This is a genomic window from Streptomyces sp. NPDC057900 (genome assembly GCF_042887885.1).
In the GTDB taxonomy this organism is placed as follows: domain Bacteria; phylum Actinomycetota; class Actinomycetes; order Streptomycetales; family Streptomycetaceae; genus Streptomyces.
The window spans coordinates 53,028-67,769 of record NZ_JBHVOI010000003.1; the positions used below are offsets into that span (position 1 = coordinate 53,028).

Sequence of the window (14,742 nt, forward strand, 5' to 3'; positions counted from 1 at the left end):
ATCGCCCCTGGCGCCCTTGCCCCCCTAAACACCGCCCCCACTGGACCCTCCCTCCCCGACCCGCCCATTGGCCAAGAGGTCTCGTGGGGCCCCCCCCGGCCGGGGGGCGCCCCACTTCACGTCTGGACCATGTGTGGATCACGTCTGGACACTGCGGCTGAGCGGCAGGACTCGCTGCTCACCTGGCCGTACAGTCCCCACCCCACCGCACCGCACCCGCCCTGCCCGCACCGGGCGCAGGGGGGCGCGAGGCCCGGTCGGTCTCAGCCCGCGAGGAGCTTCTTGACCTGGGCGGCCACCCGGCCGCCCTCCGCGCGCCCCGCGACCTTCGGGTTCACGATCTTCATGACGGCGCCCATCGCACGGGGGCCCTCGGCGCCGCCGGCCTTCGCCTCGTCGACCGCGGACGCCACGATCGCGGCCAGCTCGTCGTCGCTCAGCTGCTGCGGGAGGTAGGCGTCGAGCAGCTCGCCCTCCTTCTTCTCCCGCTCGGCCTGCTCGGTCCGGCCGCCCTGCGAGAAGGCCTCGGCCGCCTCGCGACGCTTCTTCGCCTCCCGGGCGATCACCTTCTGCACCTCGTCGTCGGAGAGTTCGCGGGCCGACTTGCCGCTGACCTCCTCCTTGGTGATCGCGGTGAGGGTCAGTCGGAGCGTGGACGAGGTCAGCTCGTCGCGCGCCTTCATGGCCGTGGTGAGGTCTTCCTTGAGCTTGGACTTGAGCGTGGTCATGTGGTGATTGTGGCAGGTGCGGGGCCTCCGCCGCCCGCCGGTTTTCCCGTGGACACGAACCGTCTGCGACGATGGGCGCATGCGCGCACGCTACGGAGTACCCCTGAAAATCACGGCGGTCACCGCCGCGGCCGGCGCCGCCGGTCTCGCCTACGCGGCCGGATTCGAGGCCCGCTCGTTCCGCCTGCGAAGGGTCACGGTCCCCGTACTCCCGCACGGAGCACGTCCGTTGCGCGTCCTGCAGATCTCCGACGTCCACATGGTGAGCGGTCAGCGGAAGAAGCGCGCCTGGCTGCAGTCACTCGCGGGCCTGCGGCCCGACTTCGTCGTGAACACCGGCGACAACCTCTCCGACCCCGAGGCGGTCCCGGAGCTGCTGGACGCGCTGGGCCCGCTGATGGAGCTCCCGGGCGTGTACGTCTTCGGCTCCAACGACTACTACGGGCCCAAGCTCCGTAACCCCGTCCGCTATCTCTTCGAGAAGACCGCGGGCAAGCACGGCCTCAACGGGAACGCCCCGGCGGTCAACGTCGTCCACAACCCGTGGGAGCCCATGCGGGACGCCTTCGACGAGGCGGGCTGGCTGAACCTGTCCAACACCCGCGGCCGCCTCAAGCTCGACGGCCTGGAGCTCGCCTTCACCGGCCTCGACGACCCGCACATCAAGCGCGACCGCTACGCGGAGGTCTCGGGCGGCCCCGAGACGGGCGCCGACCTCTCGATCGGCGTGGTCCACGCCCCCTACCTGCGCTCCCTGGACGCCTTCACGTCGGACGGCTACCCGCTGATCCTGGCCGGCCACACCCACGGCGGCCAGCTCTGCATCCCCTTCTACGGAGCCCTGGTCACCAACTGCGACCTGGACACGGACCGCGTGAAGGGCCTCTCCTCCCACTCGGTGGACGGCAACCGCGCCTATCTCCACGTCTCGGCCGGCTGCGGCACCAACCGCTACACCCCGGTCCGCTTCGCCTGTCCCCCCGAGGCGACACTGCTGACCCTGACGGCCCGGGACACGTAACCCCTCGGGCACTCTCTGACACACCTGCCTGGCACGAGCCCGGCACACCCCTCAGCCCCCTCCTCGTGCGGCCCTTCGCCCACACCATCAGGCCTACCCCACCCCGGTACCCCTCACCCACACCTCGATCGGGATAAAAACCGGATTTCGTCTCCGGCCGCAGGTGGGCTAAAGTAATCGATGTCGCCGGGACACTGGCGGCGATCGGGGTGTAGCGCAGCTTGGCAGCGCGCTTCGTTCGGGACGAAGAGGTCGTGGGTTCAAATCCCGCCACCCCGACAGCCAAAACAGCAGGTGAGGCGCCTACCGGATTCGGTAGGCGCCTCACCTGTCTCTGCGTGCGTGTGGGTCATGCCCTGGATACCCGGCGGGGTGTGCTGCCGAGCAGCGCCAGGAGATCCGACATCGGTCTCTGAGGTGGGCTCGGTTCATGACCGGGAGAAGGGGACCCGGCGACCGGCAGCCACCTGCCGAGCATGACGGTCGTTCCAGCTGGTCACCGGTGGCGGTGGCCGCGTTGGCGGGTATGCGCGGCAAGCGGCTGCGGGCCTTCTACGCCGTGGCGTTGTTCATGGCGGACGCAGCCGTGGTGGCCGCCGTGTGGACGTAGTCCCGCGGTGAGGGTCCCTGTACCACTGCGCAGCCCGGATCTAAGGTGTGTCGAACGGATCGTGACTCAGGGGAGCACTCTCATGGACCCGATCACAGCAGCGGCACTCACGGCACTGGCGTCAAGCGCGGGCGGCGAGGCCGGCCGGCAGACCTGGCAAGGGCTCACGGCGCTGGTGAGGCGTCCGTTCCGGCGCGGTACGGCGCAGGTCCCTGGAGAGGACGGATCGCCCGTGGTCAGCTCGGGCGAGCTGGAGGCCGCCGCTCTGGCGGCCGATCCCGCCGATCCCCTGCACGCACAGGCACTGGTGACGGCGCTGGGCGTACGGGCCGCCCTGGACGGGGAGTTCCGTGCACTCCTCGACGAGTGGTGGCGGGCCGCTCAGGCGGGCGCGGGCGGGTCCGTGCACAACAGCATCAGCGGTGGCTCACAGACCGCCCCGGTGATCCAGGCCCGTGACGTCTCCGGTCTCACCTTCCACATGCCCCCGGACACCGACCGCTGAGAGCCGGGCGCAGGGCGCCTCCGGCCGTGCCGCGGGCCACGAACGGGCCCCGCGCCCTGGTTTCCGGGACCCGGACCTCGTCGTCGGTCTACTGTCGAATCCGCCGAACTGCCCACCGTGGGCAACTGAGGAGGAACCCTGTGTCATCGCCCTGCGATCCCCAGAACGCTCCGGCCGGCGATGTGGGGACGGCGATCATGATGATCGACTCCAGGCTCAGATACGTCCACGCGGGCAGGTCAGAGACCGACCCCGAACAGCAGCAGATGGACGACCAGTTCGCCGCGTCCCTGGGACCGGAGGGGGCTCAGGATCTGCTGGACGGCGCGTGCACGCTCATCTTCATGTTCATGAAGTGGCTGCGGATGACTCACGAGGAAGTCGACAAGGACGTCATCGAGTACGTGGTGCCCACTCTGGTCGCCTCGATGCGCATGATGCCCAAGAGCTGCGCACCCGAGGTCATTCCCACCATGGCCGGCCTCGTCATCGCCGCGGGCACCGGGCTGAGCCCCAATCTCTGGCGCCAGCAGTACGGGGACTGGACCGAGGCGGAGATGACTCCCCTTGAGGCCACCGCGTTCCTGCTCGCGGAACACATCAACCGGATCGCCGACGACCCCGACTTCGCCACCCGCATGATTACCGAAGCGTTGTCCAGCGCGGACGCTGACTGATCTGCTGCGGTCACGGGTTCGGTGAGGCCGGGGATGAGGGCTTGCTGGGGTGCCGTGCGGTGGTGCGGTAGTTACTTCGGGTCGCGGTTGAAGGTCGATGTCGACCAGCGGTAGCCGAGGGCGGCGAGGGCGAGGGACCAGGCGATGGTGAGCCAGCCGTTGTTGCCGATCTCGGTGCCGAGGAGGAGTCCGCGCAGTGTCTCGATGGCGGGGGTGAAGGGCTGGTACTCGGCGATGGGCCGGAACCAGGCGGGCATGGTGTCGACGGGGATGAAGGCGCTGGAGAGCAGGGGCAGCAGGATCATCGGCATGGCGTTGTTGCTGGCGGCTTCGGCGTTGGGGCTGATGAGGCCCATGCCGACGGCGATCCAGGTGAGTGCGGTGGCGAAGAGGACGAGCAGGGCGAAGGCGGCGAGCCATTCCAGGAGCGTGGCGTCGGTGGACCGGAAGCCGATCGCCACGCCCACGGCCCCGACGAGGACGACGCTCATGACTGCCTGCAGCACGCTGCCGACGACGTGTCCGACGAGTACGGAGCCGCGGTGGATGGCCATGGTGCGGAAGCGGGCGATGATGCCTTCGGTCATGTCGGTGGAGACGGACACGGCGGTTCCGACGACCGTGCTGCCGATGGTCATGAGCAGGATGCCGGGGACGATGTAGGCGATGTAGTCGGAGCGGTCCCCGCCACCGCCGCCGAGGCCGGCGCTCATCACGCCGCCGAAGATGTAGACGAAGAGCAGGAGCAGCATGACGGGGGTGAGGAGGAGGTTGAGGGTGAGGGAGGGGTAGCGGCGGGCGTGCAGGAGGTTGCGGCGCAGCATGGTGGTGCAGTCACGGGCGGCGAGGGACAGAGTGCTCATCGGGATGTCTCCTTCAACTGGCCTGGGATGTCGGGGGTGGTGGGGGTGTTGGGGGACGCGGTGAGGGCGAAGAACACGTCGTCGAGGTCGGGGGTGTGGACGGTCAGCTCGTCTGCCTGGATGTCGGCGGCGTCGAGGCGGTCCAGGATGGTGCGCAGTTCGTGCTGGCTGCCGTTGCTGAGGATCTGCAGGGAGAGCCCTTCGTCGTCACGGGTGGCGTCCGGCAGGGCGGTGGCGGCGTGGCGGTAGGTGGCGGGGTCGGTGAAGCGGAGGCGGATGTGTCCGCCGGGGATGAGGCGTTTGAGTTCCTCGGCGGTGCCTTCGGCGGCGATCTTTCCGTCGTTGAGTACGGCGATGCGGTCGGCGAGTTCGTCGGCCTCTTCGAGGTACTGGGTGGTGAGGAAGATGGTGACGCCGTCGGAGACGAGTTCGCGGATGATCTGCCACATGTTGTGGCGGCTGCGGGGGTCCAGGCCGGTGGTGGGTTCGTCGAGGAAGATGATCCTGGGGCCGCCGACCAGGGTCATCGCGATGTCGAGGCGGCGCTTCATGCCCCCGGAGTAGGTGGAGGCGGGTTTCTTCGCGGCCTCGGTGAGGTCGAAGCGTTCCAGTAGCTCGGCGGCGGTGCGGCGGCCCTCGGTGCGGGACAGGTGGTGCAGGTCGGCCATCAGCAGCATGTTCTCCTCGCCGGTGATCAGGCCGTCGACGGCGGAGAACTGGCCGGTGACGCCGATCGCCGCGCGTACCGCCTGCCGGTCCGTGGTCACGCTGTGGCCGCCGACCCGGATGACGCCGGAGGCGGTTCCGGGGTCGGGCGACACCAGCGTGGAGAGGATCTTGACGGCGGTGGTCTTTCCCGCACCGTTCGGGCCGAGCAGCGCGAAGATCGTGCCGGCCGGGACGGCCAGATCGATCCCGTCGAGGACGACCTTGTCCCCGTAGGACTTGCGCAGTCCGATCGCCTCAATAGCCAGGTTCGTCATGTGAGTTGCTCCTCAGAGGCTGCGGGCGACGATGTCGCCCTGGGTGGTGGTCGCGCGGATGTTCAGACCGGCGGCGGCGCCCTCGGTGTTCTTCAGTGCGTTCTCGATCCGGCCGTAGCCGGTGCCGGCGTCCAGGGACGCGGACACGCCGCGGGCGGCGCCGACCGACACATCGCCGGACAGGGTGCGCAGGACGACCGTGCCGCGCACGGCCTCGACGATCCGGAGGTCGCCCTTCTGGGTGCTGATCTCCGCGGGGCCGCCCAGGTGGCCGACCGAGATGTCACCGGCGAGGAGGCTGATGCGTGCGCCGGCGACCTGGTCGAGCTTGACCGAGCCCTGAGCGCCCTCGAAGGCGACGTCACCGAGCCGCCCGACGCCCCGGAGATCGGCGGCGGCCGCGTTCGCCTCGACGCGGGAGTCGACGGGGAGTTGGATGGTCACCTCGACGGATCCGGAGCTGCCGAGGACGCGGTTCTTCGGCGGTGCGGCCGCGATCCGCAGGACGCCGTCGTCGTACTCGACGGTGATCCGTTCCGCGGCCTGTACGTCGCGGCCCTTAGAGGCGTCCGCGGGGAGGACCTCGACCGTGGTGTCCGCCCGGTCGGCGGCGATGAGCTGGATGCGTCCGGCGGGGATGTCGAGGACGGCCGAGACGGCGGCGGGGGTGTCGAACTTCTGCATGACGTTCTCCCTCTTCTCCGGCGGCCGCCCCTTGCGTCCGCCGTTTCTGATAGTGGAAACGCTACGTTGTGTTCAGTGAACTGGCAACGTATTCATTGCATAGAAGATTCATTTTTGCAGCTCAGGGCACTCATATCGTTGCAACGGTCGTGAATCTAATGCAACAACCCACCCGATGCTCGTTGCAATGAATTGAAAGTGAACGCTATGCTGACGGCACCGCAGATCACGAAGGAGACCGCGATGCCCGGAGGCAGGCTCACCCAGCAGGAACGTCAGCAGATCGCGCTGGGGCTGGCCGACGGCCTGGCCTACGCGGAGATCGCCAGACGGCTCGACCGTCCGACCTCGACCGTCACGCGCGAGGTCATGCGCAACGGCGGCCCCACCACGTACCGCGCCGACCTCGCCCACCGCGCGACCGAACGCCGCACCCACCGGCGTGCGCAGACCGCGCCCCGGAAGTCCGCGGCGCCCGCGCAGGCCCACGGGCGCGACGCGGAGGCGGTGCGCGAGTACGAGGAGGTCTTCACGACCGCCCTCATACAGTCGGGCACGCCCAAGATGATGGCCCGGGTGATGACCTGCCTGTACACCGCCGACTCGGGCAGCCTCACCGCCTCCGAACTGGTCCAGCGCCTGCAGGTCAGCCCGGCGTCCATCTCCAAGGCCGTCGCGTTCCTCGACAGCCAGGGCCTCGTTCGCCGGGAACGCGACGAACGCCGCCGTGAGCGCTACGTCGTCGACGACGACATCTGGTACCAGTCCATGATCTCCAGCGCCCGGTCAACCGCCCAGCTCGTCGATACCGCACGGCAGGGCGTCGATGTTCTCGGCCCCACCACCCCGGCCGGAGTCCGCCTCGAAAACATCGCCCGCTTCCTCGACTTCGTCACCGAAAGCCTCATCCGCTCCGCGGAGCAGGCCCGCGAGGTCCTCCACACCAAGCCCGAAACGCCGCCGAACAGCGACGACTGACGGGGCTTCAGAGGCGTACGGATACGAGTACGGGCCCGTGGGTACGGGGTTCGCGGGTATCGGGTTCGCGGATATGGGGCTGCTCCGGCAGATGTCCGCTCCGCGAGGGTCCTGCACGGCAAGGTGCGGGGCGGGCGGCTGCTGGTCAGGCACTCGATCGAGTGGAAGTTTCAGTCCATACACGCAGTTTGGGGGAGGTACTCCCGGTGCGGAAGCGATCATTCGGCCGTGATCTCAACAACCAGGACGGCACACCGTCCCAAGCCCCGCCTGCTGGCCGGGCTCGGCGCGCTCGCCGCGCTGACCCTGCTCCCGTCGCTCCCGGCCACCGCCGCGACCGCGACCGCGCCCACGAACGACGCGTCGTCACAGAGCGCCAGGCAGGTCCCGCCCCGTGCGGTGACCCCGGCCGAGCGCAGGACCGCCGCGTACCTCGACTCGTTGCGGAACAGGCCCGCGCGGCTGAAAGCCTTCTTCGAGGACCTGCCCAAGGGCGGTGACCTCCACAACCACCTGTCCGGTGCGGCCACCACCGAGTTCCTGATCAAGCTCGCGATCGAGCGCGGTCTCTGCATCGACGCGACGATGACGGCTGTCGCGCCTCCGTGCGGGTCGGGCACGCGGCCCGCGTCCGACTCCCGGACCGATGCCGCGTTCCGGCAGCAGATCATCAGGGCCTGGTCCATGCAGGACTTCCCGGCCGACCAGTCCGGGCACGACCACTTCTTCGACACGTTCGGCAAGTTCGGAATGGCGACCTGGGACCGCGGCAAGCTCCTCGCCAATGTGGCCGACTCCGTGGTCAAGCAGAACCAGTTCTATCTGGAGACCATGGTCACTCCGGCCTCCGACAGCGCCAAGAAGCTCGCCGACAAGGTGGGTTACGACGCCGACCTGGCCGCCTTCCACAGCAAGCTGCTGGCCGGAGGGCAGCTCGACCGGGTCATCGACGACGCGGTCCAGGAGGCCGATGACGCCGACGTGCAGTTCCGGGCCGCCGCGCACTGCGACACCGCGCGCCCCGATCCGGGCTGCCGGCTGCCCGTCCGGTGGATCTCCCAGGTCTCCCGGGGCAGCACCCCGGCGCGGGTGTTCACGCAGATCGCGGTGGGCATGCGGCTGGCGGAGCGCGACCCGAGGTTCGTCGCGGTCAACCTCGTGCAGCCCGAGGACGGGGAGAGCGCGCTGGCCGACTACCGGCTCCAGATGCGGATGCTGAAGTACCTGCGCGGCCAGTACCCCGGTGCCCACCTCACCCTGCACGCCGGTGAGCTGGCCCCCGGCCTGGTCAAGCCCGAGGACCTGACCTTCCACATCCGCGAGGCCGTGCTCGTCGCCGGTGCCGAGCGCATCGGACACGGTGTGGACCTGGTCCACGAGGACAACTGGCGGCAGCTCGCCCGGACCATGGCGCGGCGCAAGGTCGCCGTCGAGGTGCCGTTCTCCAGCAACAAGCAGATCCTCGGCATCGCGGGCGACGCCCACCCGTTCAACGCCTACCGCAGCTACGGCGTCCCGGTGATCCTGGCCACCGACGACCCGGGGGTCTCGCGGATCGACGTCAGCCACGAGTACCAGTACGCCGCCCGGACCTACGGACTCGGCTACACCGAACTGAAGGACCTGGCCCGCGCCTCGCTGGAGTACGCGTTCCGCGACGGCCGCAGCCTGTGGGCCGACGGCTCCGCGCCCTCCGGCTACCGGCTGGTCCCGGCCTGCAGCGGCGACCGGCCCGGCGCCGGACGACCGGGTCCGCGCTGCTCCCGCTACCTCGCCGCCAGCCCGAAGGCCGCGACGGAGTGGCGCCAGGAGGCAGCCTTCGCCACCTTCGAGCGCGACAACAGCGGACGCGGCTGAGGGTGTGATGGCTGAGGGTGTGATGGCTGCGGATGTGGCTTTGACTGCGGCTGTCGTGACGGTGTGACGGTGTGACGCCCGGTGCGGCTCATCCGTCACGCCCGGTGCGGCTCATCCGTCGGAGGCCACGCGGTCCAGCCACTCCCTCAGCAGGTGCTGCTCCGCGCCACTGAGAACCGTCTGCTCCGGCAGCGCGGCGCGCAGGGCGCGGGCAGCACCGGCCGGGCCCGCGTCCCGTACCGCTGGTTCCCGGTTGGTCACCGCGTCGACCATGGACTCCCGGAGCGTCGTCAACAGCGCGGGGTTGCGCCGGTCCTCGGGCAGGGACAGCCAGGTGAGGACCGCGCCCCGCGCCGTGGCGTGGATGAGCATCGCCGCGAGCTCCTCGTCGACGCGGAGCCAGCCCCCGGCGGCCAGCCGCCTGATCCGCCCCATGAGGATCTCCAGGCCTGCCCTGAAGGCCGCCGACGCGGGTCTCGTGGGCTCGCTGTACATCAGCGTGAACAACGCCGGATTGGCGAGGCCGAACTCGACCGCCAGATCCCATCCGCCCCTCAGGTCCTCTATGAGGTCCGGCGGGTCGGGGTCCACGTGCTTGGTCGCGAGGAACGTGGCGAACCCGTACTCCGCCACCGCGTCGAGCAGCCCGCCCTTGTCACCGAACATGCGGTAGATCGCCGGCGGCTGAACGCCCGCCGCGACCGCGACGGCGCGGGTGGTGACGGCGTCGCGCCCCTCCCGCGCGAGCAGACCGGCTGCCGCCTCGATGATCCGCTGCCTGGGCTGCGCATGCGTATGCGTATGCGTATCGACGTCGCCATCGCCGTCGACATCAGCGGCAGCCGAATCCGCAGCCGCAGCGATACCGGCAGCGGCACGGATGTCGCTGCCGTTGGCATCGCTGATGTCGCTGTCGTTGCTGGTGTCGGTGTCGCGTGAACGTGGTGCCATATATCGATGATACAGATCCACTGGTTCCATCGATAGTTCCAGTGTTACGGTGAATGTGATTCCACTGGAAACGCGGCATTGGAGCACATCATGATCATCGTGACCGGAGCCACCGGAAAGCTCGGGCGTCAGATCGTCGAGGGGCTGCTGACGCGCATGCCGGCGGACCGGATCGGCGTCAGCGTCCGCGACCCGCAGAAGGCAGAGGCGTTCGCGGACCGAGGCATAAGGGTCCGGCGGGGCAGCTTCACCGACCCCGACAGCCTCGCCGACGCCTTCGAGGGCGCCTCCCAGGTGCTCATCGTCTCCGTCGACAAGATGGGCGAGGAGTGCGTACGGCAGCACCGCGCCGCGATCGACGGGGCGGTAGCGGCGGGCGTCGGGCGCATCCTCTACACCAGCCAGATGGGCGCCGGCCACGCCTCGCACTTCCAGGCCTGCCGCGACCACGCCGCCACCGAGGACGCGTTGCGCGCCTCGGGCGTACCGTTCACCTCCCTGCGCAACGGCTTCTACGCCGCCAGCGCGGTGCAGTTCGCCGCCCAGGGTCTGGAGTCCGGTGAAGTCGCGCTCCCCGCGGACGGGCCGGTCGCCTGGACCACGCACGCCGACCTCGCGGAGGCGGCGGCCGCCATCCTGGCCGACGAGGGCCGCTTCGAGGGGCCCACACCACCGCTCACCGGCGCCCAGGCGCTCACGTTCGACGACATCGCGGGCATCGCCGCCGGGATCACGGGCCGCACCATCACCAGGGCCACCGTGCCCGACGCCGAATTCCGGGAACAGCTGTTGAGCCACGGCGCCCCCGCCGAGGTCGGGGACCAGCTGCTCGGCATCTTCGCGGCCGCCCGCGCCGGTGAATTCACCGCCGTCGACCCGACACTGGCCGACCTGCTCGGGCGTGAGCCCATCAGCATGAGCACCGTGCTGCGCGAGCAGGTGACCGGCGACAACAGCGGTCAGTAGGGGCGGGCCACCGGACCGGGGCGCTGTCCTTGCCCGAGCTTGGTCGCGCCCGGGTAGCGGCACCCATACCCCCCATTCACCTGCGTGAGTTCGTGAGGTGGCCGACCGTCGGGGCCACCGTGCCGAAGAGGTCCCCGACGGTGGTCAGGGCGGCGGCCTGGAGGGCGGCTGCGGGCAGTACGCCGCCGTCCGGGGCGGGCAGGGAACGGGTGGCGGTGGCCTCGGCGACAACTGTGGGCCGGTAGCCGTGGTTGAAGGCGCCCTGGGCGGTGAACGTGACGCACATATGGGTCATGAACCCGGCCAGCACCAGCTCCGGACCGGCGCCCCTCTCCCGCAGGACCTTCTCCAGGTCCGTGCCGCGGAAGGCGTCGGGGAACTGCTTGACGACGACCGGCTCACCCGCGATCGGGGCCACCTCCGCGCTGATGGCGCCGATCTCCGCACGAATGTCGTACGGACCGCCCTCACCACCGTCGTTGACGATGTGGATGACCGTCGCGCCGGCCTCACGGGCGGCGGCCAGCAGACGTGCCCCTGCGGCCAGGGCGGGTTCGGCGCCTTCCAGCGCCATGACGCCGGTGCGGTAGGTGTTCTGGAAGTCGATCATGAGCAGGGTGGCCGAGCCGAGGCTGGGCAGCGTGTTGTCGAGGCCGATGACGTCGCGCAGGGTCGTGGAGACGCTCATTACAGAAGGGTCCTTTCGGGCAGAGCATTTCGGACAGAGCAGTTCGGGCAGGACAGTTCGGGCGGGGAGGCCCGAACCTGCTGGGTCGGACAGGCTGGGTCGGGCATGCCGGGTCGGACATGCCGGTCGGACGCGCAAGGGCTGACCGGGCGCGGGCGCGCGTCGGCCGGGCAGTGAGAGGAGCAGGTCAGGTCGTGGTGCGGAAACGGCGGCGGTAGGCGGCCGGGGTGGTGCTGATCTGCTTGCGGAACGCTCGGTGCAACGTCTCCACCGAGCCCAGACCGGCCGCCGCCGCGACCCGTTCCAGCGGCTCATCGGTGGCTTCGAGCAATCGGCGCGCCGCCTCGACCCTGGCCGCTTCCACATACGCGGCCGGACTGGTGCCGGTCTCCTGATGGAAGACCCGGGCGAAGTGCCGCTCGCTCAGGCACATGCGTTCCGCCAGCGCGGGCGCCGAGAGGTCGGCGTCCAGGTGTCCGGTGATGAACACCCGCAGCTCGTCGATGTCCCGACGGCTCGCGGCCGGCCGGCTCAGCGGGACGCTGAACTGGCTCTGGCCGCCTTGCCGTCTGAGGTACATCACCAACTGCCTGGCCACCACCAGCGCCAGTTCCTCGCTGTGGTCCTCCGCCACCAGAGCCAGCGCCAGGTCCATGCAGGTGCTGATGCCCGCACCGGTCCACACCTTGCCGGAGCGTACGAAGATCGGGTCGGGGTCCACCCGCACCTCGGGGTGGTCGGCCGCCAGCTGTGCGGCGGTCGACCAGTGAGTGGTCGCCCGCCGCCCGTCCAGGAGACCGGCCGCCGCCAGGACGTGCGCGCCCACGCAGACCGACGCGATACGGCGGGCGTGCGGAGCCGTGTCCCGTACCCAGGCGACCACGTCGTCGTCGACCCGGGCGACCGGGCCTTCCGGGCGCATGTCGACGGCGCCGGGCACCAGCAGGGTGTCCACCGCGCCCGCCACCTCCGCGAACGCAAGATCCGCGACGAGACGCACCCCCGCCGACGTGACGACGGGGCCCCGCTCGGGGCCGGCCAGCCTGACCTCGTACCCCGCGCCGCCACCGGTCTCCCGGTTGGCCAGGGCGAACACCTCGGCCGGACCGGTGACGTCGAGGAGGTCGACATCGGCGAAGACCGCGATCACGACGCGGTGGGTGCTGGAGGACATGCGTCCATCGTGACCGTAAGAACGCACGGCAGCAATGACAGGGTTCTGTCACATTCGGACACCGCCCCGGACACCCACAAGCATGCGTCGGGCCGTGGCGCGTGTACCTGCGAAGTGACGACCGAGCAGACGTAAACCCCTTGTTTCGGGTGGAGTTCGAGGATTATCTACGCGCGGAGCTACGGGTACCGAACGATCATTCGGGCAATTCCGACAGGTTCCCGCCTGCCTATTACCGACTGGTACCGATAGCTGCTACAACAGGTGACGCTCCATCAACCCCCCACCCACCCCCCACACTTCGGAGGGCTGACAGCTATGTCAGTACGGAGATTCTGGGCGTCCGCATCCACTCTGCTCCTCGCCGCCGCGGCTGCTCTGGGTATGGCCCAGCCGGCCTCGGCGACCTCCTCGGCCGCCGCCGGCGGGTACGTCGCTCTCGGCGACTCGTACTCGTCCGGCGTCGGAGCGGGGAACTACCTCTCCGACAGCGGTGACTGCCGACGCAGCACCAACGCCTACGCCTACCTCTGGGCGGCGGCGAACTCACCGTCCTCGTTCGACTTCGTCGCCTGTTCCGGCGCCACCACGAGCTCGGTGGCGAGCAGCCAGCTCGGCCCGCTGAACTCGTCCACCTCCCTGGTCAGCGTGACGGCGGGCGGTAACGACGTCGGGTTCGCGGACGTCATGCAGGACTGCGTGCTCTCCGGTGAGGCCGCCTGCCTCTCCAGCGTGGCCTCGGCCGTCTCGCAGATGAACGGTTCGCTGCCGGCCGGTCTGAGCTCGCTCTACGGGTCCATCCACTCGAAGGCCCCGCAGGCACGTGTCGTGGTGCTCGGCTACCCGCGCTTCTACAAGATCGGCGGAAGCTGCGTCGCCGGGCTCACGGAAGCGGAGCGCACGGCCATCAACAACGCGTCCGACGTACTGAACGACGTGATCGCCAAGCAGGCCGCCGACGCCGGATTCACCTTCTCCGGCGTCGCGGACGAGTTCACCGGGCACGAGCTGTGCTCCGGCGACCCGTGGCTCCACAGCGTCTCGATCCCCATCGAGAACTCGTATCACCCCAAGGCCGAGGGACAGTCGGGCGGCTATCTGCCCGCCTTCAGCTCGGCCGCGTAGGACCCACGGGAAGCAGCGGCGCGGCAACGGCTCAGGAGCCCCGGCTCCGACGCCCTGCCGCGCCGCTGCCGTGAAGACCGCCACCGTGAAGGCTAGGGAAGCCGTTCCGGGCGGGTCGCCTTGATCGAGTACATCAGCGGGATGCGCGGCCGCTCCGTCGGGAAGCGGAAGCCGCCGTCCGGCTGCCGCTCCAGCACGGGAAAACGTGCGAAGAGTGAGGTGTCGTGCTCGTGCAGGAACTCGATCCGCAGTCCGGCGGCGGCCAGTGCCGAGACCACGCTGCCCAGCGGGTGCTGCCATTCGACGCTGCGGTTGTGGACGGTCGGCGCGTCGAAGTCCGCGTACGTGCCCGGCGTCTCGTCGACCCAGGCTTCGCGGCTGAAGTAGTCGTGCACGATCCGTTCACCGGTCGCGTCGTCGAGGCAGTCGGTCAGCGGGTGGAACTCCGCGAGGTAGAGGAACCCTCCGGGCGCCACGAGCGAGGCGGCCGTGTCGGCCCAGCGGTCGATGTCGGGCAGCCAGTTCAGCGCGCCGATGCCGGTGTAGACGATGTCGTACGAGGAGTCCGGGACGGCCTCCGCCGCGTCGTAGACGTCGGCGGCGACGAAGGCCGCGCGGTCCGGCGGGAGGCCGATCTCCTGGGCCAGCGAGCGCGCGGTCTCGACGGCCGGCTCGGAGAAGTCGAGGCCGACGACCTGGGCGGCGCCGTGCCGGGCCCAGGAGAGGGTGTCGAGCCCGATGTGGCACTGGAGGTGGAGCAGCGACCGGCCCGTCACGTCCCCGACCTCCGCCAGCTCGAAGGCCCGCAGGGCGTCCTTGCCCGCGCGGAAGGAGTCCAGGTCGTAGAAGTCACTGCCGTAATGGATGGGCACACGTTCATCCCACAGTGCGCGGTTGGCTTCGCGCCAGTCGGCAGGTATCGGAGTATGCAT

16 protein-coding genes and 1 tRNA gene are annotated in these 14,742 nt (G+C 69.8%); 9 read left to right on the forward strand and 8 right to left on the reverse strand.

The genetic code is table 11. The features are described 5' to 3' along the window. Positions 1-263: 263 nt before the first annotated feature. Positions 264-728, reverse strand: a complete 465-nt coding sequence (locus ACFVQ0_RS14515) for a GatB/YqeY domain-containing protein (protein ID WP_390087901.1) — start codon at positions 726-728, stop codon at positions 264-266. Between the two features lie 79 nt (positions 729-807). Here ACFVQ0_RS14515 and ACFVQ0_RS14520 point away from each other — a divergent pair, with 79 nt between their 5' ends. The 5 genes from ACFVQ0_RS14520 (at position 808) to ACFVQ0_RS14540 (ending at position 3,541) form a co-directional block, all read left to right on the forward strand. After that, positions 808-1,749: a metallophosphoesterase gene (locus tag ACFVQ0_RS14520; RefSeq protein WP_390087903.1), complete on the forward strand. Its 942-nt coding sequence runs from the start codon at positions 808-810 to the stop codon at positions 1,747-1,749. A gap of 205 nt (positions 1,750-1,954) precedes the next feature. Then, positions 1,955-2,028 (forward strand) — tRNA-Pro (locus ACFVQ0_RS14525). A 151-nt stretch (positions 2,029-2,179) separates the two neighbouring features. Further along, a complete protein-coding gene (locus ACFVQ0_RS14530; RefSeq protein WP_390087905.1) occupies positions 2,180-2,359 on the forward strand; it encodes a hypothetical protein in 180 nt (59 codons plus the stop codon). 82 nt (positions 2,360-2,441) lie between these two features. Further along, complete coding sequence (locus ACFVQ0_RS14535) at positions 2,442-2,864, forward strand: hypothetical protein (protein ID WP_390087907.1); 423 nt, start codon at positions 2,442-2,444, stop codon at positions 2,862-2,864. A 140-nt stretch (positions 2,865-3,004) separates the two neighbouring features. Then, positions 3,005-3,541, forward strand: coding sequence for a hypothetical protein (locus tag ACFVQ0_RS14540; RefSeq protein WP_390087909.1), 537 nt, complete (start codon positions 3,005-3,007; stop codon positions 3,539-3,541). 71 nt (positions 3,542-3,612) lie between these two features. Here ACFVQ0_RS14540 and ACFVQ0_RS14545 read toward each other — a convergent pair whose 3' ends face one another. From ACFVQ0_RS14545 to ACFVQ0_RS14555, 3 genes are read right to left on the reverse strand one after another with little or no spacing between them, the layout of a single operon-like run. Next, positions 3,613-4,404, reverse strand: a complete 792-nt coding sequence (locus tag ACFVQ0_RS14545) for an ABC transporter permease (RefSeq protein WP_390087911.1) — start codon at positions 4,402-4,404, stop codon at positions 3,613-3,615. Then, entirely contained in the window at positions 4,401-5,387 is a 987-nt protein-coding gene (locus ACFVQ0_RS14550; RefSeq protein WP_390087913.1) for an ATP-binding cassette domain-containing protein, read from the reverse strand. Before ACFVQ0_RS14550 ends, ACFVQ0_RS14545 begins: the two co-directional genes overlap by 4 nt. 12 nt (positions 5,388-5,399) lie before the next feature. Next, positions 5,400-6,071 (reverse strand): DUF4097 family beta strand repeat-containing protein, encoded by a 672-nt coding sequence (locus ACFVQ0_RS14555; protein WP_390087915.1) that lies wholly within the window; start codon positions 6,069-6,071, stop codon positions 5,400-5,402. Between the two features lie 243 nt (positions 6,072-6,314). On the opposite strand from ACFVQ0_RS14555, the gene ACFVQ0_RS14560 reads away from it, so the two are divergent. Both ACFVQ0_RS14560 and ACFVQ0_RS14565 read left to right on the forward strand, forming a co-directional pair. Beyond that, positions 6,315-7,049 carry a helix-turn-helix domain-containing protein gene (locus ACFVQ0_RS14560; protein ID WP_390088830.1) on the forward strand — a complete coding sequence of 245 codons (735 nt, stop codon included), beginning with the start codon at positions 6,315-6,317 and terminating at the stop codon, positions 7,047-7,049. 228 nt (positions 7,050-7,277) lie between these two features. Continuing rightward, positions 7,278-8,906: an adenosine deaminase gene (locus tag ACFVQ0_RS14565; RefSeq protein WP_390087917.1), complete on the forward strand. Its 1,629-nt coding sequence runs from the start codon at positions 7,278-7,280 to the stop codon at positions 8,904-8,906. Between the two features lie 111 nt (positions 8,907-9,017). On the opposite strand, the gene ACFVQ0_RS14570 is transcribed toward ACFVQ0_RS14565, so the two are convergent. After that, positions 9,018-9,857, reverse strand: coding sequence for a TetR/AcrR family transcriptional regulator (locus ACFVQ0_RS14570; RefSeq protein ID WP_390087918.1), 840 nt, complete (start codon positions 9,855-9,857; stop codon positions 9,018-9,020). 90 nt (positions 9,858-9,947) lie between these two features. Between ACFVQ0_RS14570 and ACFVQ0_RS14575 the strand changes: the two genes are divergently transcribed. After that, positions 9,948-10,823 (forward strand): SDR family oxidoreductase, encoded by an 876-nt coding sequence (locus ACFVQ0_RS14575; RefSeq protein ID WP_390087920.1) that lies wholly within the window; start codon positions 9,948-9,950, stop codon positions 10,821-10,823. Between the two features lie 76 nt (positions 10,824-10,899). Here ACFVQ0_RS14575 and ACFVQ0_RS14580 read toward each other — a convergent pair whose 3' ends face one another. Both ACFVQ0_RS14580 and ACFVQ0_RS14585 read right to left on the reverse strand, forming a co-directional pair. After that, a complete protein-coding gene (locus ACFVQ0_RS14580; protein ID WP_390087922.1) occupies positions 10,900-11,511 on the reverse strand; it encodes an isochorismatase family protein in 612 nt (203 codons plus the stop codon). Between the two features lie 187 nt (positions 11,512-11,698). Then, positions 11,699-12,685: a GlxA family transcriptional regulator gene (locus ACFVQ0_RS14585; RefSeq protein WP_390087924.1), complete on the reverse strand. Its 987-nt coding sequence runs from the start codon at positions 12,683-12,685 to the stop codon at positions 11,699-11,701. A 318-nt stretch (positions 12,686-13,003) separates the two neighbouring features. Here ACFVQ0_RS14585 and ACFVQ0_RS14590 point away from each other — a divergent pair, with 318 nt between their 5' ends. Then, a complete protein-coding gene (locus ACFVQ0_RS14590) occupies positions 13,004-13,810 on the forward strand; it encodes an SGNH/GDSL hydrolase family protein (RefSeq protein ID WP_390087926.1) in 807 nt (268 codons plus the stop codon). A 92-nt stretch (positions 13,811-13,902) separates the two neighbouring features. Here the strand turns inward: ACFVQ0_RS14590 and ACFVQ0_RS14595 are convergent, their stop codons facing one another. Continuing rightward, the gene (locus ACFVQ0_RS14595) at positions 13,903-14,742 is read right to left on the reverse strand and encodes a class I SAM-dependent methyltransferase (protein ID WP_390087928.1); all 840 of its coding nucleotides are present in this window, start codon (positions 14,740-14,742) and stop codon (positions 13,903-13,905) included.

Excerpts from the sequence above, each read along its gene's own strand:
- ACFVQ0_RS14515 (WP_390087901.1), bottom strand. The coding sequence starts at position 728 with ATGACCACGCTCAAGTCCAAGCTCAAGGAAGACCTCACCACGGCCATG.
- ACFVQ0_RS14520 (WP_390087903.1), top strand. The coding sequence starts at position 808 with ATGCGCGCACGCTACGGAGTACCCCTGAAAATCACGGCGGTCACCGCC.
- ACFVQ0_RS14530 (WP_390087905.1), top strand. The coding sequence starts at position 2,180 with ATGACCGGGAGAAGGGGACCCGGCGACCGGCAGCCACCTGCCGAGCAT.
- ACFVQ0_RS14535 (WP_390087907.1), top strand. The coding sequence starts at position 2,442 with ATGGACCCGATCACAGCAGCGGCACTCACGGCACTGGCGTCAAGCGCG.
- ACFVQ0_RS14545 (WP_390087911.1), bottom strand. The coding sequence starts at position 4,404 with ATGAGCACTCTGTCCCTCGCCGCCCGTGACTGCACCACCATGCTGCGC.
- ACFVQ0_RS14550 (WP_390087913.1), bottom strand. The coding sequence starts at position 5,387 with ATGACGAACCTGGCTATTGAGGCGATCGGACTGCGCAAGTCCTACGGG.
- ACFVQ0_RS14555 (WP_390087915.1), bottom strand. The coding sequence starts at position 6,071 with ATGCAGAAGTTCGACACCCCCGCCGCCGTCTCGGCCGTCCTCGACATC.
- ACFVQ0_RS14560 (WP_390088830.1), top strand. The coding sequence starts at position 6,315 with ATGCCCGGAGGCAGGCTCACCCAGCAGGAACGTCAGCAGATCGCGCTG.
- ACFVQ0_RS14570 (WP_390087918.1), bottom strand. The coding sequence starts at position 9,857 with ATGGCACCACGTTCACGCGACACCGACACCAGCAACGACAGCGACATC.
- ACFVQ0_RS14575 (WP_390087920.1), top strand. The coding sequence starts at position 9,948 with ATGATCATCGTGACCGGAGCCACCGGAAAGCTCGGGCGTCAGATCGTC.
- ACFVQ0_RS14580 (WP_390087922.1), bottom strand. The coding sequence starts at position 11,511 with ATGAGCGTCTCCACGACCCTGCGCGACGTCATCGGCCTCGACAACACG.
- ACFVQ0_RS14585 (WP_390087924.1), bottom strand. The coding sequence starts at position 12,685 with ATGTCCTCCAGCACCCACCGCGTCGTGATCGCGGTCTTCGCCGATGTC.
- ACFVQ0_RS14590 (WP_390087926.1), top strand. The coding sequence starts at position 13,004 with ATGTCAGTACGGAGATTCTGGGCGTCCGCATCCACTCTGCTCCTCGCC.
- ACFVQ0_RS14595 (WP_390087928.1), bottom strand. The coding sequence starts at position 14,742 with ATGCATACTCCGATACCTGCCGACTGGCGCGAAGCCAACCGCGCACTG.